24 protein-coding genes are annotated in these 23,068 nt (G+C 70.3%); 8 read left to right on the top strand and 16 right to left on the bottom strand.

All coding sequences use genetic code 11. The features are described from left to right. Nucleotides 1-212: 212 nt before the first annotated feature. The 6 genes from VT50_RS02350 to VT50_RS02375 form a co-directional block, all read right to left on the bottom strand. The gene (locus VT50_RS02350; RefSeq protein WP_079343752.1) at nt 213-968 is read right to left on the bottom strand and encodes an SDR family oxidoreductase; all 756 of its coding nucleotides are present in this window, start codon (nt 966-968) and stop codon (nt 213-215) included. Nucleotides 969-972: 4 nt separating this feature from the next. Continuing rightward, nucleotides 973-2,847, bottom strand: coding sequence for a glycoside hydrolase family 15 protein (locus VT50_RS02355; protein WP_079343753.1), 1,875 nt, complete (start codon nt 2,845-2,847; stop codon nt 973-975). A 418-nt stretch (nt 2,848-3,265) separates the two neighbouring features. Then, nucleotides 3,266-4,075: an SURF1 family cytochrome oxidase biogenesis protein gene (locus tag VT50_RS02360; RefSeq protein ID WP_079343754.1), complete on the bottom strand. Its 810-nt coding sequence runs from the start codon at nt 4,073-4,075 to the stop codon at nt 3,266-3,268. Nucleotides 4,076-4,152: 77 nt separating this feature from the next. Further along, a complete protein-coding gene (locus VT50_RS02365) occupies nt 4,153-4,386 on the bottom strand; it encodes a hypothetical protein (RefSeq protein WP_046088949.1) in 234 nt (77 codons plus the stop codon). 63 nt (nt 4,387-4,449) lie between these two features. After that, nucleotides 4,450-5,436 carry a DEDDh family exonuclease gene (locus tag VT50_RS02370; RefSeq protein WP_046088950.1) on the bottom strand — a complete coding sequence of 329 codons (987 nt, stop codon included), beginning with the start codon at nt 5,434-5,436 and terminating at the stop codon, nt 4,450-4,452. 120 nt (nt 5,437-5,556) lie between these two features. After that, nucleotides 5,557-6,501 carry a hypothetical protein gene (locus VT50_RS02375; RefSeq protein WP_143645167.1) on the bottom strand — a complete coding sequence of 315 codons (945 nt, stop codon included), beginning with the start codon at nt 6,499-6,501 and terminating at the stop codon, nt 5,557-5,559. Between the two features lie 139 nt (nt 6,502-6,640). Here VT50_RS02375 and VT50_RS02380 point away from each other — a divergent pair, with 139 nt between their 5' ends. Then, nucleotides 6,641-7,606, top strand: a complete 966-nt coding sequence (locus VT50_RS02380; protein ID WP_046088951.1) for a sterol desaturase family protein — start codon at nt 6,641-6,643, stop codon at nt 7,604-7,606. After that, nucleotides 7,603-8,271 (top strand): lysoplasmalogenase, encoded by a 669-nt coding sequence (locus tag VT50_RS02385; RefSeq protein WP_046088952.1) that lies wholly within the window; start codon nt 7,603-7,605, stop codon nt 8,269-8,271. The genes VT50_RS02380 and VT50_RS02385 overlap by 4 nt, the downstream gene beginning before the upstream one ends. Nucleotides 8,272-8,356: 85 nt before the next feature. Here the strand turns inward: VT50_RS02385 and VT50_RS02390 are convergent, their stop codons facing one another. Continuing rightward, entirely contained in the window at nt 8,357-8,878 is a 522-nt protein-coding gene (locus VT50_RS02390) for a hypothetical protein (RefSeq protein WP_053048727.1), read from the bottom strand. Nucleotides 8,879-8,990: 112 nt separating this feature from the next. Beyond that, the gene (locus VT50_RS02395) at nt 8,991-10,523 is read right to left on the bottom strand and encodes a S8 family peptidase (RefSeq protein ID WP_046088954.1); all 1,533 of its coding nucleotides are present in this window, start codon (nt 10,521-10,523) and stop codon (nt 8,991-8,993) included. 746 nt (nt 10,524-11,269) lie between these two features. Here VT50_RS02395 and VT50_RS02400 point away from each other — a divergent pair. The 3 genes from VT50_RS02400 (at nt 11,270) to moaA (ending at nt 14,334) form a co-directional block, all read left to right on the top strand. Further along, complete coding sequence (locus VT50_RS02400; protein ID WP_046088955.1) at nt 11,270-11,626, top strand: DUF485 domain-containing protein; 357 nt, start codon at nt 11,270-11,272, stop codon at nt 11,624-11,626. Then, nucleotides 11,623-13,242 carry a solute symporter family protein gene (locus VT50_RS02405; RefSeq protein ID WP_046088956.1) on the top strand — a complete coding sequence of 540 codons (1,620 nt, stop codon included), beginning with the start codon at nt 11,623-11,625 and terminating at the stop codon, nt 13,240-13,242. The genes VT50_RS02400 and VT50_RS02405 overlap by 4 nt, the downstream gene beginning before the upstream one ends. Before the next feature lie 102 nt (nt 13,243-13,344). Then, nucleotides 13,345-14,334, top strand: coding sequence for a GTP 3',8-cyclase MoaA (gene moaA / locus VT50_RS02410; protein WP_046088957.1), 990 nt, complete (start codon nt 13,345-13,347; stop codon nt 14,332-14,334). A gap of 70 nt (nt 14,335-14,404) precedes the next feature. Here moaA and VT50_RS02415 read toward each other — a convergent pair whose 3' ends face one another. After that, on the bottom strand, nt 14,405-14,644 hold the full coding sequence (locus VT50_RS02415) for a hypothetical protein (protein WP_046088958.1): 240 nt from the start codon (nt 14,642-14,644) through the stop codon (nt 14,405-14,407). A 193-nt stretch (nt 14,645-14,837) separates the two neighbouring features. Beyond that, a complete protein-coding gene (locus VT50_RS02420; RefSeq protein ID WP_046088959.1) occupies nt 14,838-15,227 on the bottom strand; it encodes a DUF3099 domain-containing protein in 390 nt (129 codons plus the stop codon). A gap of 217 nt (nt 15,228-15,444) precedes the next feature. Here VT50_RS02420 and VT50_RS02425 point away from each other — a divergent pair, with 217 nt between their 5' ends. After that, on the top strand, nt 15,445-15,729 hold the full coding sequence (locus VT50_RS02425) for a GlsB/YeaQ/YmgE family stress response membrane protein (RefSeq protein WP_046088960.1): 285 nt from the start codon (nt 15,445-15,447) through the stop codon (nt 15,727-15,729). 151 nt (nt 15,730-15,880) lie between these two features. Here VT50_RS02425 and tyrS read toward each other — a convergent pair whose 3' ends face one another. The 5 genes from tyrS to VT50_RS02450 all read right to left on the bottom strand — a co-directional run bounded on the left by tyrS (nt 15,881) and on the right by VT50_RS02450 (nt 21,298). Further along, the gene (gene tyrS / locus VT50_RS02430) at nt 15,881-17,296 is read right to left on the bottom strand and encodes a tyrosine--tRNA ligase (protein ID WP_046088961.1); all 1,416 of its coding nucleotides are present in this window, start codon (nt 17,294-17,296) and stop codon (nt 15,881-15,883) included. 70 nt (nt 17,297-17,366) lie between these two features. Next, nucleotides 17,367-18,761: a metallopeptidase TldD-related protein gene (locus tag VT50_RS02435; RefSeq protein WP_046088962.1), complete on the bottom strand. Its 1,395-nt coding sequence runs from the start codon at nt 18,759-18,761 to the stop codon at nt 17,367-17,369. After that, complete coding sequence (locus VT50_RS02440) at nt 18,758-20,302, bottom strand: TldD/PmbA family protein (protein ID WP_046088963.1); 1,545 nt, start codon at nt 20,300-20,302, stop codon at nt 18,758-18,760. Before VT50_RS02440 ends, VT50_RS02435 begins: the two co-directional genes overlap by 4 nt. A 136-nt stretch (nt 20,303-20,438) precedes the next feature. Beyond that, nucleotides 20,439-20,642, bottom strand: coding sequence for a DUF397 domain-containing protein (locus tag VT50_RS02445; protein ID WP_046088964.1), 204 nt, complete (start codon nt 20,640-20,642; stop codon nt 20,439-20,441). Next, a complete protein-coding gene (locus tag VT50_RS02450; RefSeq protein WP_075200482.1) occupies nt 20,639-21,298 on the bottom strand; it encodes a DUF5753 domain-containing protein in 660 nt (219 codons plus the stop codon). The genes VT50_RS02445 and VT50_RS02450 overlap by 4 nt, the downstream gene beginning before the upstream one ends. Nucleotides 21,299-21,463: 165 nt before the next feature. Between VT50_RS02450 and VT50_RS41140 the strand changes: the two genes are divergently transcribed. Both VT50_RS41140 and VT50_RS02460 read left to right on the top strand, forming a co-directional pair. Beyond that, nucleotides 21,464-22,072: an ATP-binding protein gene (locus tag VT50_RS41140; RefSeq protein WP_338058303.1), complete on the top strand. Its 609-nt coding sequence runs from the start codon at nt 21,464-21,466 to the stop codon at nt 22,070-22,072. Next, on the top strand, nt 21,973-22,548 hold the full coding sequence (locus VT50_RS02460; RefSeq protein ID WP_046088965.1) for a Uma2 family endonuclease: 576 nt from the start codon (nt 21,973-21,975) through the stop codon (nt 22,546-22,548). The genes VT50_RS41140 and VT50_RS02460 overlap by 100 nt, the downstream gene beginning before the upstream one ends. A 174-nt stretch (nt 22,549-22,722) precedes the next feature. Here VT50_RS02460 and VT50_RS38935 read toward each other — a convergent pair whose 3' ends face one another. Further along, on the bottom strand, nt 22,723-22,968 hold the full coding sequence (locus tag VT50_RS38935) for a hypothetical protein (RefSeq protein WP_143645168.1): 246 nt from the start codon (nt 22,966-22,968) through the stop codon (nt 22,723-22,725). Between the last annotated feature and the right edge of the window lie 100 nt (nt 22,969-23,068).

Below are 23,068 nucleotides of genomic sequence, written 5' to 3' on the forward strand. Positions count from 1 at the left end.
GTGCGGGGATCGCCCGGGATTATTTAGCCTCTCCGGCGTTTGAGGAGCGGGGTCCGAGGCGGAGCCCCGGTGGGGGGGCTAGGGGGCGGAGCCCCATAGTTTCGGGGAGGGGCGGGGTGGGGGATCCCGCCGGAGGCGCCCCCCACGGTCCGCCCGTGGCATCTAGCCCCGCCCCGTGGCACAAGCCCCCGCAGAGCCGCCCCCACGCGCCCTCAGATGTTGTGGAGGGCCCCGCCATCCACCGGAAGCATCAGCCCGGTCAGATACGACGCCGCAGGCGAGAGCAGGAACGCCGCGGCCTTGCCGAATTCCTCGGGCGTCCCGTACCGCCGCAGCGGAATCGCCGCCGCGTTCCGTTCCCGCGCGGCCTCCGCGTCGCCGGAGAGGGAGTCGAGCTCGCGGACGCGGTCCGTATCGATGCGGGCCGGGAGGAGGCCGACGACGCGGATGCCGCGGGGCCCGACCTCGACGGAGAGGGACTTGGCGAAGCCCGCCAGGCCGGGGCGCAGGCCGTTGGAGACGGTGAGGCCGGGGATCGGCTCGCGGACGGAGCCGGAGAGGACGAAGCCGATCACACCCCCGGCGGGGAGTTCCCCGGCGGCGGTGCGGGCGAAGCGGACGGCGCCGAGGAAGACCGAGTCGAAGGCGGCCTGCCACTGGGCGTCGGTGATGTCGGCCGTCAGCCCGGCCGGCGGGCCGCCGACGCTGATGAGGACGCCGTCGAAGCCGCCGAAGCGCTCCCGGGCGGTGGCGATGAGGCGGGCCGCCGCCTCGGGGTCGGCGTTGTCCGCGGCGACCCCGACCGCGTTCGGCCCGAGCTCGGCGGCGACGGCGGCAGCCGTATCGGCGTCGCGGCCGGTGATGACGGCCTTCGCACCGTCGGCGATCAGCTCACGCGCGGCCGCGCGCCCCAGCCCGCGGGTGGCCCCGGTGACGACGTACACCCGGTCTTTGAGTCCAAGATCCATGGGGTCAGTCTGCCCTGGGCCGCTCAGCGAGGGTGAGGGCGGTCCCCACGAGCCCGATGTGGCTGAACGCCTGCGGGAAGTTGCCGAGCTGTCGGCCGGTCGCCGGGTCGTACTCCTCGGCGAGCAGCCCGACGTCGTTGCGGAGTTCGAGAAGGCGCTCGAAGAGGGCCCGGGCGTCCTTGTGGCGACCGGCCAGCCCGAGGGCGTCGGCGAGCCAGAAGGAGCAGGCGAGGAAGGTGGCCTCGGAGCCGGGAAGGCCGTCGACACCGCCGTCCAGGCCGCCATCCCCACCGCGGTCCCCACCGGGGTCCCCGCCGCGGTCCCCGCCGCCGTCCCCACCGCGGTCCCCGCCGCCGTCCCCGCCATCGGCGGTATAGCGGCGGATCAGCCCGTCCTCGCTGAGCTCGCGCCGCACCGCGTCGATGGTGCCGAGGACACGGGGGTCGGTGGCGGGGAGAAAGCCCACGCGCGGTATGAGCAGGGTCGCGGCGTCCAGCTCGGCCGAGCCGTAGGACTGGGTGAAGGTGGAGCGCTCGGGGTCGTAACCCTTCTCGCAGACCTCGCGGTGTACGGCGTCACGCATCGCGCGCCAGCGGTTCGCGTCCCCGCTCAGCCGCGGTTCCGCCTCCATCGCGCGGACCGCGCGGTCCGCGGCCACCCAGGCCATGACCTTGGAGTGGACGAAGTGACGGCGGGGCCCGCGGACCTCCCACAGCCCCTCGTCGGGGTCGCGCCAGGCCGACTCCAGGAAGTCCATCAGCGCGGTCTGGATCTTCCAGGTGTGCGGTTCGGCGGGCAGCCCGGAGGCGCTGGCGAAGTGGAGGGTGTCGAGCACCTCGCCGTAGACGTCGAGCTGGCGCTGGTCGACCGCGTCGTTGCCGACCCGGACCGGGGTCGAGCGCTCGTACCCCTCCAGCCAGGTCAGCTCCTGCTCATGGACCCGGCGCTCGCCCGCCAGGCCGTACATGATCTGCAGCTCGGCCGGGTCGCCCGCGATCGCCCGCAGCAGCCAGTCGCGCCAGGCGACGGCCTCCTCGTGGTACCCGGCGCGCAGCAGGGCGTTGAGCGTGAGGGTGGAGTCGCGCAGCCAGCAGTAGCGGTAGTCCCAGTTGCGTACCCCGCCCAGCCGCTCGGGCAGCGAGGTGGTGGGGGCGGCGACGATCCCGCCGCTCGGGGCGTAGGTGAGCGCCTTGAGGGTGATCAGGGAGCGCATGACGGCGTCCCGGTACGGGCCCTCGTAGCGGCACCGGGCGGCCCAGTCCCGCCAGTCCTCCAGGCTGGTACGGAGGGAGTGGTACGGGTCGATGAGCCGGGGGCGGGGCTCGTGGGAGGGGTGCCAGGTGAGCACGAAGGCCACCCGGTCCCCGGCCGAGACGGTGAACTCGGAGCGGGTGCTGAAGTCCTCGCCGTAGGTGCGGACCTCGGGCTCCGAGCGCAGCCATACGGAGTCCGGCCCGGCGATCGCGATCCGGTGGCCGTCGGTGCGGCGCACCCAGGGGACGACCCGCCCGTAGTCGAAGCGGAGCCGCAGGACGCCGAGCATCTCGACGCTCCCGGAGACGCCTTCGACGATGCGCACCAGGTCGGGGGCGCGGTCGCGCTGCGGCATGAAGTCGATGACCTTGACCGTGCCGGTCCCGGTCTCCCAGACCGACTCCAGGACGAGCGAGTCGTCGAGGTAGCGGCGGCGGGTGCAGGCGCCCGCGCCCTTGGGTGCGAGCCGCCAGTGGCCGTTGTCGCGGTCTCCGAGGAGCGCGGCGAAGCAGGCGGGGGAGTCGAAGCGGGGCAGGCACAGCCAGTCGATCGAGCCATGGCGGCTGATCAGTGCCGCCGTCTGGTGGTCACCGATGAGGGCGTAGTCGTCGATGCGCTGGGCCATGTCCGGGCGTCTTCCCGGGGAAGCGCACCCTAGGCCCAGCGCCCGGGCCCTCCGACCGAGATCCGGGGATCCTGGTGCTGGTGCTGGTGCTGGTGCTGGTGCTGGTGCTGGTGCTGGTGCCCGGACCTCGGCCTCGGCCCGGGCCAAGATCCGCTGGATGATGGCCTGCGGGGTGCTTGCCGGGTGGCAGGGGCTTCGCCTCCGGACCCCGGCGTCCAGAGGCGGACCCGCGCCGTCGCGAACGCCCGCACGGGCGCGTCGTCGAGGCGGATGACCGGGCGGGCGCCCGTACCCCGGCGCCTGGCACGGGGCCTGGGGCGGAGCCCCAGTTTCGGGAAGGGGCGGGGCGGGGAGCAGCCCGCCGCGGGCGTCACCACCCGCTCCCGCCGCAGGCGTCACGACACACCTGGACGAGGACCTAGTCCACGGACGCCGCCGCGGGCACCTTCTCCGGCGTGGCCGCCGCCTTCGCGGCCTCGGCGGCGCGGTCCCGGCGCTCCCGGCGGGCCAGTATGAACCAGCCGATGGGCACACCGGCGGAGAACAGCCACCACTGGACGGCGTACGCCATGTGCGGGCCGATGTCGCTGTGGTTGGGCGCGGCGACCGGCTGGGGCTGCTTGCCGCCCTTGGGGGTGGACGAGGTGAGCTCGATATAGCCGCCGAGGACGGGCCGGGACAGCGCCTTCGCCCGCTGCTCGCTGTTGATCAGCGAGACCTGGCGGGGCGGCAGCCCCCGCTTGTCCTTGATGCCGCTGTTGCCGGTGGTCTCGTCGGCCTTCAGCCGGCCGGTGACGGTGACCTTGCCGGAGGGGGCGGCGGGGACCTCGGGGAACTTGGTGAGGTCCGTACCCGCCGGGATCCAGCCCCGGTTGACCAGCACCGCGCGGTCGTCCGGCAGCAGCAGGGGGGTGAGCACGAAGTAGCCGATGGACTGCTCGTCGGAGCCGGTGCGCTGGCGGACGACGACCTCATGGGCGGTGTCATAGGTGCCGGTGGCGGTCACCGTGCGCCAGGTGTCGTCGCGGGGGACCGTACGGCCGGGGGCGGTGTACTTCTCGACGGCCGCGGCCGGGGCGTCGAGGTTGTCCCCGATCAGCTGGTTCTGCGCGACCCGGTGCTCATGGCGGTGCAGCTGCCAGAAACCCAGCCTGATCATCGTCGGGATCAGGGCCAGGGCCACGAGTGTGAGGATCACCCACTGCCGGGTCAACAGGAAGCGGTACACATCGTTGACCCTACTCGGCGTGGATTGTCCCTCGGCCGCTGGGGGCGTCCCAGGACAATCCACGCAGGTGGCCCGGTTCACACATGGTCGACGATGCCCACCTTCCCTTCCGCCCGCGCACAGTGCGCACAGCAGTAGAACTGGCCGTCGGCCTCTACGCCCTGCCCGATGATCTGGGCCCGGCAGTGCTCGCAAATGGGCGCCATGCGGTGGATGGCGCACTGGAAGCAGTCGAAGACGTGCACCTTGCCCTGTGCGTGTACTTCGAATGTCATCCGGTAGTCGTTTCCGCAGACCTCACAACGTGCCATGCGCCTCAGCGTGCGGGCCCGCGCGGTGGCGGGCGAGCGGCGGACGGGCGCGTCGCGCCGACTTCACCTGTTTGTCGGCGGCGCTGGGGTGACGTCCTGGAGGAGCTGCATAAAGGCCGCCTCGTCGATGACGGGCGTGCCGAAGGAGCGGGCCTTGGTGGTCTTGGAGGTGGGCGACTCGGGGTCGTTGGTGACCAGCACGCTGGTGAGCCGGGAGACGCTGGTGGCCACGTGCAGCCCGGCCTCGACGGCCCGGTCCTCCAGCAGCTCGCGGTCCACGGAGGTGTCCCCGGAGAACGCCACCCGCATGCCCTGGACCAGCTGCCCGCCCGGCTCGTAGCGCCCGGGGTTGGGGTACGGGCAGGCGGGGCGCTTGCGGCTGGGGCGCCAGGTCTGGCGGTACGACCGCTGGCGGCCGATGGCCGGTCCTTCGGACCACTCGGTCAGCGGCTGGCAGGCCAGCAGCGGCAGCCGCAGCCCGGTCTCGGCGGCCCGGTGGAGGCTGGGCCGGAAGGTCTCGGCGAGCACCCGCGCGTCGTCCAGGGCGTGGTGGGCGCGGCGCTGGACGACCCCGTAGTGCGCGGCGAGGGTCTCCAGCTTGTGGTTGGGCAGCGGCAGGCCCAGCTCCTTGGAGAGGGCGATGGTGCACAGCCGCTGCCGAACGGGCGCGGCGCCGCGGGTGCGGGCGTACTCCCGGGCGAGCATCGACCAGTCGAAGGCGGCGTTGTGCGCCACCAGGACGCGGTCGGCCAGCCGCTCGGAGAGCTCCGCGGCGATCTCGGGGAAGCGCGGGGCGCCCGCGAGCATCTTCTCGGTCAGGCCGTGGATCCACACCGGGCCCGGATCGCGCTGCGGATTGACCAGCGTGTACCAGTGGTCCTGCACCGCGCCCCGGGCGTCGAGCTGGTAGACCGCCGCGGAGACGATCCGGTCATCGCGGGCGAGGCCCGTGGTCTCCACGTCGACGACCGCGTACCCCTGCGGATAGCTGGCCGGCCAGGCGGACGGCGGGGCGAGGTGCGGGGCGGCTGCCGTGGGGTCTTCGAGCATGGTCCATGAGGATACGGGCCGTCACCGACAACCCTGACCGGCGGGCCGGTCGGGGCGTCCGCCGCCCGGGGGTTGACGGGGCGTCGGGCCGACATGGCGATGCGGAGCTCGGGGGGCGGGTCAGAGCTTGGCCAGGGCCAGCTGCAGATCGATGTCGCTGACGAGGAGCCGCCCGGCGCGCTTGTCGCCCGGGCGGTCGGGCACCGTCACCTTCACCCCGGGCGAATCCCCGGTGAGAACCGTCACCTTGGCGCCGTCGTAGCGCGGGGCCCGCTGGCGGATGACGGACTTCAGGCGGTCGGCGGCCCGTTCGGCGGTCCGTTTGCCATCGGTGAGGGCACAGATGACCCCGGATGTCTGCTGCGCGGACTTCGCCAGCTGTCCGGTGGCCGAGAGGCGCACCGGGTCCCCGGGCTTCTTCTCCACGCCGAAGTCGACGCGGTAGACATCGCCCAGACAGTCGCCCAGCGCCCGGTAATCCGGGTCGTCCGCCAGGGACTTGCCCTTGGCCGGGCGCACCGACGACAGGTCCTTACCGGCGTAGCCGAAGGAGATCTTGTCCTTGGAGACCTGGAGGGTGATCCCGTCCTTCGTCCAGACCGTCTCGCCGCGCCAGGTGCGCCGGGCGAATTCACCCGCCTTGAGCTTGGCGGTGATGCGGTCCGCGTCGAAGGAACCCTGCCAGTGCCCGGCGTATCCATTGGTCACATCGACGTCGATCATGGCCGGATCGAGGCCATAGGCGCGGGCGTTGAAGCGGTAGCCCGTCAACAGCGGACTGCCCGCCCGACCGACGGTGCGGAACCGCTGGGAGTCGCCCTTCCCGCCCCGGGAGTCCCCCTTCTCGCCCTTCTCGTCGTTTTCCAGGGAACGCACCCGGGCGGCGTCGAGATAGGAGACCTGGGCCCCCTTCGCCTCCGCGGCCGAGATGTGCCCCACCGCGTCCAGCAGGGCTGAGGGGGAATAATCGCCGCCCGACCCGGAGGAGCACCCCGTGGTGAGCGCCGACAGCAGGCAGACGAGGGCCATGCCGCCGATCCGGAACCGTTCTCTGGCTCTGCGCACAGGCGGGGAGCTTAATCGGCCATGCCGTCCGAGGCGAGACCTGTTGTTGACGCCAGATCTAATTGTTGACGCCGCATCTACCATACTTGTTGGTAACTACCCCTAGCGGCGGCCTTACGGGCGGTTCTATGTTGCGGACATGCCGCACCTGCCCAATGCCGTGATGTGGTCGATACCGGCCTTTGTCCTGCTCGCCGTCGTGGAGATGGTGAGCTACCGCTTCCACCCCGACGAGGACACCGAGGGCTACGCGGCGAAGGACGCCGCGACCAGCGTCACCATGGGGCTCGGCAGCCTGGTCTTCGATCTGCTGTGGAAGATCCCGATCGTGGCGATCTACGCCGCCATCTACGAACTCACCCCGCTGCGGGTCCCGGTGGTGTGGTGGACGCTGCCGCTGATGCTGCTCGCCCAGGACTTCTTCTACTACTGGTCGCACCGCGGGCACCATGTCATCCGCGTCCTGTGGGCGTGCCACGTGGTGCACCACTCCAGCCGCAAGTTCAACCTCACCACGGCCCTGCGGCAGCCGTGGACCACCTGGACCGTCTGGCCGTTCTACGTGCCGATGATCGCGCTCGGGGTGCATCCGGCGGCGGTGGCGTTCTGCTCGTCGGTGAACCTCGTCTACCAGTTCTGGATCCACACCGAGCGGATCGGCACCCTGCCGCGCCCCGTCGAGTTCGTCTTCAACACCCCCTCCCACCACCGCGTTCACCACGCCTCCCAAGGCGGCTACCTGGACCGCAACTTCGGGGGCATCCTCATCGTCTGGGACCGGCTCTTCGGGTCCTTCGTCCCCGAGACCGAGCGGCCCGTCTACGGCCTGACGAAGAACATCGACACCTACAACCCGCTGCGCGTGGCCACGCACGAGTACGCGGCCATCGCCCGCGACGTCGCGGCGGCGCGGGATTGGCGCGAGCGGGCGGGCCGGGTCTTCCGGGGCCCGGGCTGGCAGCCCGCGACGCTCCCGGAGGCTGGACTCCCGGGGACCGCCGCTTCTCCGGAGGCCGGTTCCCCCGTGGCCGGTGCCCCCACAACCGGTCCGGAGCCCGGACCGGGGGCCGGGCGGGCGGAGCCGGTCGGCGAGAGCGCGCGGTGACGGCCGCCACCGCGCGCGCGGCGGCGGTCCTCCAGGCTCTCTTCGCGCTGTTGGCCGCCGTTCACCTGGGCGCGCTGCTCATGGACGCCACCACCGTCGTCCACCTCACCAAGCCCGCCCTGATGCCCGTGCTCGCCGTATGGGCCCTGGCGCGCGGCGGGCCGTGGCCGCTTCCGGCCGCGCTGCTGTGCGGCTGTGGGGGCGATGTGCTGCTGCAGATCGGCGGCGAGACCGCGTTCCTGGCCGGAATGGGCTGCTTCGCGGCCGGGCACCTCTGCTATGTGGCGCTGTTCGCCCGCGCCGGGCGGCGCCGTACGCGGCCCTGGGTGGCCGCCGGGTACGGGGTCGCGTGGCTGGGCACGGTGGCGCTGCTGTGGTCCGGCCTCGCATCGCAGCTGCGGCTTCCGGTCGCGGGCTACAGCCTGCTGCTGACGGTCATGGCGCTGGCCGCGCTCGGGGCGGGCCCGTGGACCGGAATCGGCGGGGCGCTGTTCATGCTCTCCGACACCCTGATCGCGGCGGGGCTCGCGGACTGGCCACGGCCGCCGGTGCCCCAGTTCTGGATCATGGCCACCTATATAGCCGCGCAGTGGCTGCTTGCGGCCGGGGCGACACGGACGGGCTCCCCGCGTCCCGCGCCGGAACGGGCGCTCGTCACCCCGTGACCCCCATAAGGCCGTGACGCATGCGGCGGCGCCCGTAAGGCCGTGACGCCCGTAAGGCCGTCGCGCCCCGCCCCCGTGACCCTCCTCAGTCCGTGACCGGCAGCCGCCTGAGCCTGACCACGCGCAGCGGGTCCGAGGGGCGGTCATGGCTCAGCTCCCAGCCCCGGGCCCGCGCCGCCTCGACCACATGGCCAGCGCCCACCCCGCGGTACGCACGCACGGGGATGTCGTGCGGGCCCGGCGGCGGGGCCTTCTCCGCCTTCTGGGCGGCCAGTTCCTTCGCGGTCCAGGAGTCGATGCGCTTGTCGACCCGCGCCCGGTAGAACGCCGCGTCGCCCTCGTGCCGCAGCTCCGGGAGCGTCACACACCAGGCGGGCCACGCCTTCACGCCGCCCCCGAACTTGTCGACCAGGCCGGCGAACCCCTTCTCGAACCCGGGGATCACCGTAAAGATCTCGGCCACGATGACGACGGGGATGAAGCAGAGGAAGAGCACCACGATCAGCGCCCACCACAGCGGCAGCAGCAGTACGGTCAGCACGAACCGGGTCAGGAGCGAGAAGGTCGACCGAGGGGGCAGCGGCCCCCAGGAGTCGTCGTGATGCACGGGAACGGGGTCCTCTGGCGGCTTCATGGGGAACTCGCGGCTTCCTGGGGGAACACATACGGGCCGCCGGGCGGACTGCCCGCCCCGGCGGCCCGTGCATTGTGTCAGCCGGTCACTTCTCGACGGCGTCCAGGGCGTCCGCGAGCCCGGCGCCGTAGAAGCCGTTGTACCGCTTGCCGCCCTCGCACACCGCGTCGACCGTGCCGTCGCCGTCGATGTCGTACGGCGTCGGGCAGGCCAGGTCATCGGCCTCGGCCTTGAGCAGCGCCTTCACCTGCCAGGGGGAGGCGTGCGGATGGGTGCTCTTGATGAGCGCCGCGACACCGGCCACATGCGGCGAGGCCATGGACGTGCCCGCCATGTAGCCGTACTGCCCGCCAGGGAGCGTGTTGTAGATCAGGCCGCTGGTGGCCGGGGGCTCGGGCTTCTGGTAGGTGGTGCTGTCGCCGCCGGGGGCCGCGATGTCGATGATCCCCAGGCCGTAGTTGGAGAACGAGGACTTGAGCCCCTTGGCGCCGGTGGAGGCGACCGTGACGACGCCCGGCAGCTGGGTCGGGATGTCCAGGCAGACGCTCGGGTCCACCTCCCGGTCACCGGGGGTGGTGTCGTTGGGGCTGGAGGGGTCGGTGATGGTGTCCGAGGTCAGGTCGTAGTTCTCGTTGCCGGCCGCGGCCACATTGACCACGCCCCGGCCCTCGGCGTACGACGAGGCCCGGCGCACCGCCTCCACCAGGGCCTTCTGGTCCGGGTCCGTGGTGCAGTTGAAGTACCACGGGTCGGTGTAATAGCTGTTGTTGGTGACGTCCACACCGTGCTCGGCGGCCCAGACGAAGCCGCAGACGACCGCCTCGGTGTAGAAGAACCCGTCCGTCGTGGACACCTTGATCCCGGAGACCTTGACGCCCGGGGCCACGCCGGTCACACCGACGCCGTTCTTGGCGGCGGCGATCTCGCCCGCCACATGGGTGCCGTGCGGGGACTCCTCGGCGCTCGGCCGCCACGCGCCGTCGGCGGTGTCCGGCTTGCCCGTCACACAGTTGACGGACGCCTTACGGTCGAAGTTCGGCGCCAGATCCGGGTGGGTGTCGTCCACACCGGTGTCGATGACCCCGACGGTGACCTTACGGCTGCCCAGGCTCTTCTCATGCGCCTTGTCCGCCTTGATCGCCGGCAGATCCCACTGCAGTGGCTCCAGCGGGTCCTGTCCGGCCTTCGCCTTCGCCGCCACCGCCTGCCGCTGCTTCTCGCTCAGCAGCTTCGGCGTGTCGATGTCGTCGGTGGACTGGGCGGGCAGCGGGGCGGTCCGGGTGTTCCCGGCGGAGGTGACGCCGCGCACCTTACGGACGGTCTTGGCGAAGTCCGGGTTGGCGGAGTGGACGACGATGACGCCGATCCGGTCGTAGGACACCACGACCGTGCCGCCGGCCTGGGCGATGGCCTTGCGGATGCGGGACGGGTCCTGCCCCGGGCGGGTGTTGACGACATAGCTCAGGGACGGACCGTCGGCCGTGGTGGCCGCGGCGGCGTGGCCGTCCCGTCCGAGCGCGGTGGCGGTGGTGGGCAGGAAGGCCAGCGCGGTGGTGAGCGCCATGGCGGCGGGTATCGCGGCGGTGCGCAGCGGCAGGGAGGTGCGGCGCGGCGTCATGGGTACTCCGGTTCTCTCGACGGTTCTCTCGAGGTCGATGAGCTCGAGGCGGTTGAGCTCGAAGTGGCTGAGCTCCGGGTGGCTGAGCCCGAGGTGGCTGAGCAGGCTCCGGGCGGGCGGACCGGGCTGGATGGTCAGCGTTCCGGACCGGGGGCGCGGACGCGCGCTCAGCGCGCCACTCGGGGGACGCGGAGCCCCCGGGCGCGGGCGGCGGACCGGCGGGCCGCGTCAGCGGCGGCGGACCGGGCGGTCGCGTCAACGGCGCCGCCCCGGCCGGGGTCATCCGCACAAGCGAATGCGCGCGCCCTCGTGGCGCGGATCCCGCGCGCCGCCTCGATGCCCCGGGACGCCGCGGAAACGGGGCAGGGGCGGCGGGGAGTGGTGAGGGGGTGGTGCGGAGCGTGGTGCGGGGCCGACGGGCCGTCAGAAGCCCGCCGTCCGGGTCTTGGAGGAGCCGATCTCAGATGAGCCATGGGGTCTCCACATCATCCGTACGGGCCGCCCGAACGCCGTGCGCGGCTGGGCGGGTACATGACGAAGGAAGCTATCGCTGATCAAGGTCGGACATCAATGCATTCCGGAAGAAAACCCGCCACAGTACCCGGCGCCGATCCGTCCCCCGAATTCTTATCCGTCTCTCAATCAACCGGACCCTGTCGTACAGGTCCGCGCCGTCCTACCATGCGTGATCTGGATCACTAGCCACTGTTACGCATTCCCTTAGGACCCACTCACCAGGAGAGACCGTGGATACCGCACCGGCCAACGATCGCCCCGACGATCCGCGGCAATTTGACCGTTCTGCCTACGCTGAGGTGCAAGCGAGCCCGGAGTTCGGCGAACTGCGCGGTGCCCACCGCTCGTTCGCCTTCCCGCTCACCATCGCGTTCGTCAGCTGGTACCTGCTCTACGTCCTGCTGTCCAACTACGCGGGCGGCTTCATGGGCACCAAGATCGTCGGCCATATCAATGTGGCCCTGGTGTTCGGGCTGGCGCAGTTCCTGACCACCTTTCTCATCGCCTGGTGGTACTCCCGGCACGCCGCCACCAAGCTGGACCCCCGCGCCCAGGCCATCAAGTCCCGTCTGGAGGAGCGCTCATGAGCCCCTACCTGCTCGCCGCCGAGAGCGCCTCGGACAACCGGCCGCTGATCGTCACGCTCTTCGCGGTCTTCGTCCTGGCGACCCTGGGCATCACCGTCTGGGCGGGCCGCCAGACCAAGGACGCCACCGACTTCTACGCGGGTGGCCGCCAGTTCAGCGGCTTCCAGAACGGCCTGGCGATCTCCGGCGACTACATGTCCGCCGCGTCCTTCCTCGGCATCGCCGGCGCCATCGCGCTCTCCGGTTACGACGGCTTCCTGTACTCGATCGGCTTCCTCGTCGCCTGGCTGGTGGCCCTGCTGCTGGTCGCCGAGCCGCTGCGGAACTCCGGCCGCTACACGATGGGCGACGTGCTCGCCTACCGGATGCGCCAGCGCCCGGTGCGCACCGCCGCGGGCGTCTCCACCATCGTCGTCTCGATCTTCTACCTGCTGGCGCAGATGGCGGGCGCGGGGGTGCTGGTCTCCCTGCTGCTGGGCATCACCAGCGAGGCCGGGAAGATCCTCATCGTCGTCCTCGTCGGCGTCGTGATGATCCTCTACGTCACCATCGGCGGCATGAAGGGCACCACCTGGGTGCAGATGGTCAAGGCCGTGCTGCTGATCGCGGGCACGCTGCTGATCACCTTCCTGGTGCTGCTGAAGTTCCACTTCAACATCTCCGACCTGCTGGGCGAGGCGGCCAAGAACAGCGGCATCGGAGAGTCGTTCCTGGAACCCGGGCTGAAGTACGGGCTCAACGCCACCACCAAGCTGGACTTCATCTCGCTCGGTATCGCCCTGGTCCTGGGCACCGCGGGCCTGCCGCACATCCTCATCCGGTTCTACACCGTGCCCACCGCCCGGGCCGCCCGTAACTCGGTCAACTGGGCCATCGGCATCATCGGCCTCTTCTACCTGATGACCATCGCGCTGGGCTTCGGCGCCGCCGCGCTGCTCAAGCACGACGACATCATCGCCTCCAACAAGTCGGGCAACACCGCGGCGCCACTGCTCGCCGAGGAGATCGGCGGCGGACCGGACTCCACGGGCGGCGCCATCCTGCTCGCGGTGATCTCCGCGGTGGCCTTCGCCACGATCCTCGCCGTGGTCGCCGGGCTCACCCTCGCCTCCTCGTCGTCCTTCGCCCACGACCTGTACGCCAATGTGATCCGCAAGGGCGAGGCGACCCAGAAGGAGGAGATCTCGGCGGCGCGCTGGGCCACCGTCGGCATCGGCACCGTCGCCGTCGTGCTCGGCGTCTTCGCACGAGATCTCAACGTGGCCGGACTCGTGGCACTGGCCTTCGCGGTCGCCGCCTCCGCCAATCTGCCGACCATCCTGTACAGCCTGTTCTGGAAGCGCTTCACCACCCAGGGCGCGCTGTGGTCCATCTACGGCGGACTGATCTCCTCGGTCCTCCTGGTGCTCTTCTCGCCCGTCGTCTCGGGCAAGGAGACCTCGATGTTCCCGGACGTGGACTTCCACTGGTTCCCGCTGGAGAACCCCGGGCTGATCTCCATCCCGCTGGGCTTCCTGCTCGGCTGGCTGGGCACCATCGTCTCCAAGGAGCAGCCCGACAAGGACAAGTACGCCGAGCTGGAGGTGCGCTCGCTCACCGGACACGGCGCCCACTGACCGGCGCCGCCCACCCGTGCGGCCCCTCCATGTCACACCCGTCGCGTACGCTGCGAGACAATTGAGCAGTGCACGCACGCCAACCGTGGAGGGGCCGCCACCATGTTGATCGACACCTATGGTCGCGTAGCCACCGACCTGCGTGTCTCCCTGACCGACCGCTGCAATCTGCGCTGCACCTACTGCATGCCGGAAGAGGGCCTGCAGTGGCTCGCAAAGCCGGATCTGCTCACCGACGACGAGATAGTCCGGCTGATCGGGATCGCCGTCACCGAGCTCGGGGTCACCGAGGTCCGCTTCACCGGCGGTGAGCCACTGTTGCGCCCCGGTCTGGTCGGCATCGTGGAGCGCTGCGCGGACCTCGGCCCGCGCCCCCGGATGTCGCTCACCACCAACGGCATCGGTCTGCAGCGCACCGCCCAGGCCCTGCATGACGCGGGCCTGGACCGGGTCAATGTCTCGCTCGACACCCTGCGTCCCGAGGTCTTCCAGGCCATCACCCGGCGCAAGCGCCATGACGATGTGCTGCGCGGCCTCGACGCGGCGCGCACCGCCGGGCTGACCCCGGTGAAGGTCAATGCCGTGCTGATGCCCGGGCTCAACGACGACGAGGCGCCAGAGCTGCTTGCCTGGGCCCTGGAAAGCGGCTATGAGCTGCGCTTCATCGAGCAGATGCCGCTCGATCCGCAACACGGCTGGAAGCGCGACGGCATGATCACCGCCGGGGACATCCTGGCCAGTCTGCGCACCCGTTTCACCCTCACCCCCGAGGAGGAGGACGAGCGTGGCTCCGCGCCCGCCGAGCGCTGGCTGGTCGACGGCGGCCCGGCCCGGGTCGGCGTCATCGCCTCGGTCACCCGCCCGTTCTGCCGCGCCTGCGACCGCACCCGGCTGACCGCCGACGGACAGGTGCGCACCTGCCTCTTCGCCCGAGAGGAGTCCGATCTGCGCGGGGCGCTGCGCTCCGGCGCCCCGGACGAGGAGATCGCGAGGCTGTGGCGGCTGGCGATGTGGGGCAAGAAGGCCGGATCCGGGCTCGATGACCCGTCGTTCCTCCAGCCGGACCGGCCGATGTCGGCGATCGGGGGCTGAGCGCGGGTTTTCGGCGGGCCTCGGGGGCCAATCACGGGTTTTCGACGGCCTCGGGGGCCTCGGCGGCCGGTCACTGGTTTTCGGCGGCCGACCATTCCTCCAGCGTCACCACGTCCTTGAGGAAGCCCCGCACTCCAAGGAACTCCGAGAGATATTCGCGGTGTTCCTCGCAGGCGAGCCAGGTCTTGCGCCGCTCCGGGGTATGGATCTTGGGGTTGTTCCAGGCCAGCACCCATACGGCGGGGGCGTGGCAGCCCTTGGCGGAGCAGATCACGGTGTCGGTCTCGGCGGCGGTCTCGCGGGTGTTCACACCGCAGACTCTACGAAAGCCACGCCGGACATGACGACGCCGGGCAGCCACGGGGGGAGCCGCCCGGCGTCGGTCCGTCGCTCCGACGGGGGATGCGGAGCGCGTACGCAGTATGTCACGAGGGATGGGGCCCGGTGCACCGGTACTGCACTATTGATCTGAGGTTTTCTTGAGCTTACGGAAACGTGCCAGGTCAGCCACGCTCACCGGGTCCAGGCTCGCTGATATGTCCGACGTCCTCCGGGACGGATTCCGCCCCATGGGGATCGCTCGGTCCCTCTCCGCGCCCGGCGAGCAGCATCGGACGGGGCGGAGTCGGGACGAAGGTGGTGGGCAGCGAAGTGGCGTTCTCCCGGCCCGCGTTGGCTATCACGACCGCGACGTAGGGCAGCACCGCGCCGAGTACCAGGGCCACGACGGCCACATGGCGCTCCACGTTCCACAACACCGCCGCCAGCACGACCGCGAGGGTACGGACCGACATCGAGATCACATAGCGACGCTGCCGACCGCGCACATCGTCGGCCAGCCCCTGCCGCGCTCCGGTGATCCGGAACACTTCCGCATCGCCGTGCTTCCGCATCACGTTCCACCACCTGATCACCGAGCGGGCTGCCCCCGCTCTGGGACGTACTCAACGTTACGCCGCGCCTGCTGTCGGTTCGAGACCGGGGCACCCTGATGGGTGCCCCCACCGGCCACGTCGGAGGGGGGTACCGGCTCTCCGGCGTGCGCCGTACGCGAAGTGGCCGAACACTGGAAGGGATCTGCATCCCCTCGCCGCGTGTCAGGGAGGCGACATGAACTGGCTATGGGCGATCGTTCTTGGCCTGATCCTCGGTGTGATCGCCAGGGCGATCCTGCCTGGTAAACAGGCCATTCCACTCTGGCTGACCTGCGTCTACGGCATCCTCGGCAGCATTCTGGGCAATGCCGTGGCCGGATGGATCGGGGTCAGGCATACCGGGGGCTTCGACTGGATCCGGCATCTGCTCCAGCTGGCGGGAGCCGTGCTGATCGTTGCCCTGGGCACTCCGCTATGGCACTCGATCCGCGGTGGCGGACGCAAACGCAGTACGACCTGAGGGCCGCGACGGCGTGTGATCCGGTGCGTAACGGACCCGGTGCGTAACGGGCCGGAGGCGTAACGGACCCGGTGCGCGACGGCGACGGCCGGTGCGCGTGGTGGACGCGCACCGGCCGCCGCTCGGGTTGGTCCCTCGCGGGCCGGGCGGACTACACCCCGCCCACCTGGGCGATCTTCCGCCCGGCCTTGAGGTAGACCGCGCCGGAGGCTCCCGTGAGCCCGGCGGACGCCAGCGTCTCCGCGACCACCTCGGCCAGCGGGCGCACCGCCTGGGCCTCGGGCAGCACCACCGACTCCTGGCCGCCCTCGGTCTCGATCACCAGCCGCAGACCGTTCTGCTTGGCGACCCTGCGGGCGGCCGAGGCGCTGGGCTGGAACTCCAACACCTTGCTCAGCACCGTCGCGATGGACTCGGCGCCGTGCTCACCGGCGTCGACCACCGGCGTCTCGACGTCGGTGAAGCTCTTCTTGGAGAACTGGGCGACGAAGCCCGCACGGGCCGCCATCGCCTTCTCCAGGCCGTACAGCGCCGCCACCACCTCGCCCGCCAGGACCTTCTTCAGATCCATCGGGTGCAGCGACCGCTCCTCGACCCGGGCGGTCGCGGCGGCGATCTCCGCGTCCGTCCACTCGGTCCACGCCTCCAGGTACGGCTTCATCAGCCGATCCGGAATCGACATGATCTTGCCGAAGACATCGTCGGCGGTCGCGGAGAGCGCCACGTAGTTGCCCTTGGACTTGGACATCTTGGCGCCGGTGCCGTCCGTGCCCTCGATCAGCGGCATCGTGACCACCAGCTGCGGCCGCTGCCCGCGCAGCTCCATCAGCTTGCGGCCCATCTGCAGATTGAGCAGCTGATCCGCGCCGCCAAGCTCCACATCGCACTCCAGGGCCACCGAGTCCAGGGCCTGGGCGATCGGGTAGAGCAGCTCGGACATGGTCAGCCCGGAGCCCGCCGCCAGCCGGTTGCGGAAGTCCTCGCGCTGCAGCAGTTGGGAGACCGGCACCTGGGAGAGCAGCCCCAACAGCTCCGGGAAGGTGTACGGCGCCAGCCACTCGCTGTTCTGCCGGAAGCTGACCTTCTCGAAGTCGAAGAACGGCCGGACCTGGTCCTGGTAGCCCGCGAGGTTCCGTGCGATGTCCTCGTCGGTCAGCGGCGGGCGCTCCGCCGTACGGCCCGACGGGTCGCCGATCTTGGCCGTGAAGTCGCCGATCAGCAGCGTGACGTCGTGTCCCATGCGCTGGAAGCGGTTGAGGATGATCATCGGCACCACATGGCCGAGGTGCACATCCGCGGCCGTCGGGTCGATGCCCAGCTTGATGGCCAGGCCCTGGCCCGCGCCGCGGCGCTCCTCGATCCGCTTGGCCAGCTCCGCCACGCCGGGCAGGATCTCGACCGTACGGGACGCGATCAGCTCGGCCTGCTCCAGCGGCGAGAGGTCCGTCAGATCGATATAGCGCCGCGAGCCCGTCTCCTCGAGCAGCCGCTCGACGGTCTTGTCGGAGGAGAGGTCCTGGCTGAGGAGCTCGCTGGCGCGGGCGACGGATTCGCCGAGGCGTGTCATGGCGTTCCTGGGGATAGACGAAACGGATACGGATGGATACGGACGGGCGTGGACCAGTCTATTCGGCTCCTCACACCCCCTTGCTGACCGAGCTCATATTGAAGTCCGGGATGCGCAGCGGCGGCATCGCGGTGCGGCTGAAGTCGTCGCTCCACTCCCGCGGCAGCGTCCGCTCGGTGCGGCCCGCCTCGGTGGCTCGGGAGAGCAGGTCCACCGGTGACTCGTTGAACCGGAAGTTGTTGACCTCGCCGACCACCTCGCCGTTCTCCACGAGATAGACGCCGTCCCTGGTCAGCCCGGTGAGCAGCAGGGTGGCCGGGTCGACCTCGCGGATGTACCACAGACAGGTCAGCAGCAGTCCCCGTTCGGTCGAGGCGACCATCTCCTCCAGCGAGCGGGTGCCGCCCGCGTCCACGATGAGGTTGTCGACGGCGGGGGCGAGCGGCAGCCCGGTGAGCGCGGCAGTGTGCCGGGTGGTGACCAGCTGCTGGAGCACCCCGTCACGGACCCAGTCGGTGGCGGACAGCGGCAGACCGTTGTCGAAGACCGACGCGTCGTCCCCGGACGAGTGGGCGATCACGAACGGCGCCGCCTCAAGACCCGGCGCGGCCGGGTCGCTGCGCAGCGTGAAGGGCAGCTCGGACAGCTTCTCGCCGACCCGGGTGCCACCGCCCGGCCTGCTGAAGACCGTACGGCCCTCGGCCGCGTCCCGGGCCGAGGACGACCACAGCTGGTCGAGCAGCAGATCGGCCACCGCGCTCGGCGGCAGCAGCGTCTCGTAACGGCCCGCCGGGAGCTCCACCTTCCGCTCGGCCCAGGCGAGCCGCCGGGCGAGCTCGGCGTCGATCGCGGCCGGGTCCACATCGGTGAAGTCGCGGGTGGCCCGCCCGGCCCAGGCCGAACGCGTACGGTCCGGTGACTTGGCGTTGACCTCGAGCGTGCCGGTGGGCTGGTCATGGCGCAGCCGCAGCCCGGTGGAGCTGCCCAGATAGCTGGAGACCAGCTCGTGGTGGGCGAATCCGTACAGCTCCCGGCCGCCCGCGCGGGCCCGGGCGAAGGACTCGCCGAGGGCGGGGGCGAAGGCGCCGAACACCTCCGAGGTGGTCACGGCGGGGGAGTCGGTGAAGCCGGAGGAGACCGCCGCGCCCGGATCCCGCTCCACCAGCGGCTGGGCGTCCTCGGCCGGCTCCGCCTCCCGGGCCGCCGCCTCGGCGGCCCGGACCAGCGGCTCCAGCTCCTCGGCGGTGACCGCGGACCGGGACACCACACCCGAGGCGGTGCCCTGCCCGCCGTCCACGGTGGCCACGACGGTCAGGGTGCGGCCGCGGGTGACGCCGTTGGTCGTCAGGGCATTGCCCGCCCAGCGCAGATTGGCTGTCGAGGTCTCGTTGGCGATCACCACACAGCCGTCCGCGCGGGACAGCTCCAGGGCGCGCTCGACGATCTCATGGGGCTGCGCGCTCATCGTCCGGCCTCCTGGGTGGTGTTGAGGATGTTGACGCCGCGGAAAAGCGCCGACGGGCAGCCGTGCGAGACCGCCGCGATCTGCCCCGGCTGGGCCTTGCCGCAGTTGAAGGCGCCGCCAAGGACATATGTCCCCGGGCCGCCCACGGCCGTCATCGAGCCCCAGAAGTCGGTGGTGGTGGCTTGGTAGGCGAAGTCGCGCACCTGCCCGGCGAGAGCGCCGTCTCTGATGCGATACGCCCTCTGCGCCGTGAACTGGAAGTTGTACCGCTGCATATCGATCGACCAGGAGCGGTCGCCGACCAGATACAGACCGTTCTCGACGTCCCCGATCAGCTCCTCCGTCGAGGGGCCGCCGGGGGCGGGCTGGAGCGATACGTTCGCCATCCGCTGCACCGGCACATGGCCCGGTGAATCGGCGAAGGCGCAGCCGTTGGACCGCTCGAAGCCGGTCAGCCGGGCGATCCGGCGGTCCAGCTGATAGCCGACGAGGGTGCCGCCCTTCACCAGGTCCCAGGACTGGGCGGCCACGCCCTCGTCGTCGTAGCCGATGGTGGCCAGCCCGTGCTCGGCGGTGCGGTCGCCGGTCACATTCATGACCTCGGAGCCGTACTTGAGCCTTCCCAGCTGGTCGAACGTGGCGAAGGAGGTACCCGCGTACGCCGCCTCGTAGCCGAGCGCGCGGTCCAGCTCGGTGGCGTGGCCGATCGACTCATGGATGGTCAGCCACAGATTGGACGGGTCCACCACCAGGTCGTACGAACCGGCCTCGACGGAAGGCGCGCGCATCTTCTCGGCCAGCAGCTCCGGGATCTCCGCCAGCTCGGCGTCCCAGTCCCAGCCGCCCGCGCCGGGTCCGCCGGGTCCGCCGGTCAGATACTCCCAGCCGCGCCCGACCGGCGGGGCCAGGGTGCGCATCGAGTCGAACTCCCCGCTCGCCGGATCCACGGCCACCGCCGTGAGCTGCGGATGCAGCCGCACCCGCTGCTGGGTGGTCACGGTGCCCGCCGTATCCGCGTAGAACTTGTTCTCCTGCACGGTCAGCAGCAACGCGTCCGCGTGCGCGACCCCATCGGCCCGCAACAGCCGCCCGCTCCACTCGGCGAGCAGCGAGGTCTTGTCGGAGTCGGCCACGTCGAAGGGGTTGACCTCGTACGACGAGACCCAGGTCCGGTCGGCGTGCACCGGCTCGTCCGCCAACTCCACGCGCTCGTCGGACCCCGCCGCCTCGATGACCTTGGCCGACAGCTTCGCCATCGCCACCGCCTGCGAGGCGACTCGCGCGGCGGCGTCCATGCTCAGGTCCACCCCCGAGGCGAAACCCCAGGCCCCGCCGTGCACGACCCGCACCGCATACCCCAGATCGGTGATGTCGGACGCCCCCGCGGGCTTGGCGTCCCGCAACCGCCACGCGGAGCTCCGCACCCGCTCCAACCGAAAGTCCGCATGCCCGGCCCCCAGCGCCCGCGCCCGCGCGAGCGCCGCGTCCGCGAGCGCCCTGAGCGGCAGCGCGAGGAAGGACGGATCAATCTCGTGCCCCACGGGCGGCTCCTCTTCGTCGTGGTCTGCGTTCAGCGTTCCGTCGGCAGTGAACCATGCCGGTGCGGGGTGGGGCGCGGTAATTGCCGCCGGGTCGAACAACGGCCACCCCGGTCGTCCAGGGCGGCCGAACGGGCGGTTACGCGCCGAACTCTTCAGCCGTGAGACGACCGATGAACGCGTCCCACTCGCGTATGGAGAAGGCGAGCTGTGCTCCGTGGTGGTTCTTGGAGTCCCGCACGTGGACGGTGTCGGCGGTGGCGGCCACCTCGACGCACATGCCGCCCTCACCGCTGCTGTAGCTGCTCTTAAACCACGACAGTTCGATGTCGTTGTTGTTCACGTTTCTCCCCGCGGTTTCTCGATGAAAGCCAGCGACTCCCGTGGCGTGAGAGCCTCGGCTCTGATGATCCCGTAGCGCTGTTCCGGCGTGCGGACCGCTTTGCGGTCCGTCAGCAACCTGCTGATGTCCTGGACCTCTGCGTAGGCCATCATCTGGCGCCCCTTGGGCTCCAGCAAGGCAAATGGGCCGCCCGCTCCGGCATGTTCATCCACCCTCGTCGGCATGACCTGAAGGTCTACGTTCCGCGTCTGGCCGAGGTGCAGCAGGTGTTCCAACTGCGCGCGCATCACCGATGTTCCGCCGCAGGGTCGGCGCAACACGGCCTCCTCGGTCACGAAGCTCATGATGGGCGGGGGTTGCCGAGTGATGAGTTCCTGCCGGGCCAACCGGGCGGTCACCCGCTGTTCGATGGTCTCCTCGCTCAGCATCGGGCGTTGCATCGTGAAGATGGCGCGGGCGTAATCGCCGGTCTGGAGCAACCCGTTGATCACCTGGTTCTCGTACGCGTGGAACTCGACTGCCTGCGCCTCCAGCCGTGCCGCGCCCCGGAAGAACGCCGGGAGCTGTGCGTTGGCGACTTCCTCCCTGGCCGCCCGCAGCACCCCGAATGCCTCCAGTGCCTCGTCCGCCGCGTCCAGGAAGTCCGGCTGTGGCACCCGGCGTCCCCGCTTGCCCTCGCCGTCACGGCAGTCCTCCGGTACGGGCACCGACCGTGCCCGTACCGCAACCCTGTGTACCCGCCGCTCGTCTGGTCAGGCTAGGCGCGCTTCGCCACGCTCGGTGACGTGAATGGCGAAAATCCCCCTAGCAGTACGTTCGAGATGTTCTTCACCTTTTCCCGGCGCGGTGCCCGGCTCGCCCGGCGCCTTGTCGTTCACAGACTGGAGGAGTGGGGCATTACCCGGGACAGCGACGCCTCGCAAGGCCTCGCGCTGATCGCGGGCGAACTCACGGCGAACGCCGTGAGCCACGGGCATGTGCCCGGTCGGCACTTTCATCTGCGGCTCAGTGTTCAGCCGCCGCCCGGTCCCGATGGCCGTCGGGCCGCCGCCTCGGCCCGTATCGAGGTGTCCGACGCCCGTGACGGGCGGTGCCCTGTGCTCCGTGACCAAGGAGACGAGGCCGAGGGCGGACGTGGGCTGCTGCTTGTGGACGCGCTGGCGTCGAAGTGGGGGGGCGGAGCGGAACGTCGGAAAGACGGTGTGGTGCGAATACGCTCTCGCGTCCGAGGAGTGCCGGTCGCAGCAGGTCACGGGAGACACTGGAGCCGACGATGCGCGATGATGGAGACACAGACGAGCAGGTCCACCGTGGTGAAGGAGCGTCGGCCGTGGAGTACGGGCGTCTACGGGAAATCGCGGAGCGGCTCGCCGAGCACGCGCCGGATCCGTTCCGGGGCTATGAGATCAGTGGTGACGAGATCGTCATGATGATGTCGCCCTCACGTCCGCACGAGTTCATCGCTCTGCGTATCCGCCAGCAGCTTGACCGGCAGATCCCGTCGTTTCTGGTCGCTCACACAGGCGGTGAGGTGGAAGATGCCTCTCTTGGGAAACTTCGGCGCCCTGATCTGATCGTAGTTCCGGACGCGGTGTTTGCAGAGAACACGATGGCGCCGTTCCATCCTCGCGATGTCGCTTTGGTCGCCGAGGTCGTTTCGCCGTCGAATCACTCCACCGACTATGTCGAGAAGATGCACGACTACCCGGCGATGGGCATCCCTCTCTATCTTCTCGTCGATCCACGGAAGGGCACCATCGCGGCCCTGTCCGATCCGGGTCCCGGGCTCGGCGGTGAGGGCCCCCGTTACCGCACCCGCAGCGATTACGCCTTTGGCGACGAGGTGACCATCGGTGACTGGACCCTTGCCACCACGGACCTGCGGACCTATCCCGAGGACCGCTGACCCGCTGACCGCTGTTGGCGGCAAGTGGTCCGGTCTTATCGGAGTCGGCCACACCGAGCGGGTTGACCACATTCGTGATGTCGGAGGCCCCGGGGGCTTGGCGTCCCGCAACCGTCACGTGGCACTCCTTACCCGCTCCAACCGAAAGTCCGCATGGCCGAAATGAGGGCACCATCAGTGCTGGTCTTTGGGTCCCGGCAAGCCATGGAGAGCGTAGATTGCCTGACGCTGCTCCTCCAGGGTGCCAACCTCTGAGCAGGGTGCTGGATCGAGAATGTAAACCTCTGTTTGGTTCACGGTGCGATTCCTGGGGTCGAACGTGTAGGCGTACAGCCCGTCCGACATCTGTGCTTGCATGCCGCTCAGCGTGATATCCAGCCGTGCGCCTTGGCAGCAGAGCAGAAGTCCTTCCTTCTCCAACTCTTCCCTGAAGAGTGCGAGGCACCGAAAGTAATTCCCTGCCTCGAATTCTGACCTGATGCCGCTCTCTCTCGTGCAGGCGATTCTGTGCGGGTGTGTC

It is taken from the genome of Streptomyces antioxidans (assembly GCF_000968685.2).
Lineage (GTDB): Bacteria > Actinomycetota > Actinomycetes > Streptomycetales > Streptomycetaceae > Streptomyces > Streptomyces antioxidans.